Here is a 343-nt window from a genome sequence, read left to right as displayed (position 1 = left end):
TGAAACAAAAGCTTTTATTGGGAAAATACTGCACAAACAAACCTTTGTAGAACAGAGCTTTAAATCATGTATAGCTGTTTTGTCCTTTGCTAGTAAAGTAGGAAATTCTAGACTAAACTTAGCTTGTAAACGAGCGTTAGCTTATGAACATATAAGCTATAAGGCTATTGAAAATATTTTAAAAAACGGATTAGATCAACAGGAATTAGAACAAAACTTACAAGCTATACCCCAACATGAGAATATCAGAGGGAATAATTATTTTAACTAAATCTTTATGTTTATGAATGTTAATGCAACAATTGAAAAAATGCAAAAACTTAGGCTTAATGGTATGAAAAGA

The 343-nt window shown here is 29.4% G+C and carries 1 pseudogene; it reads left to right on the top strand.

The window, feature by feature from the left end:
- Positions 1 to 271, top strand: a pseudogene (locus GOQ24_RS10380) (IS21 family transposase); the annotation flags it as partial.
- Positions 272 to 343 lie beyond the last annotated feature (72 nt).

This window comes from Myroides sp. LoEW2-1 (assembly GCF_009767705.1).
In the GTDB taxonomy this organism is placed as follows: domain Bacteria; phylum Bacteroidota; class Bacteroidia; order Flavobacteriales; family Flavobacteriaceae; genus Flavobacterium; species Flavobacterium album_A.
The sequence above is the reverse complement of the archived record's forward strand: the minus strand, read 5'-3'. Positions and strand labels throughout refer to the sequence as shown.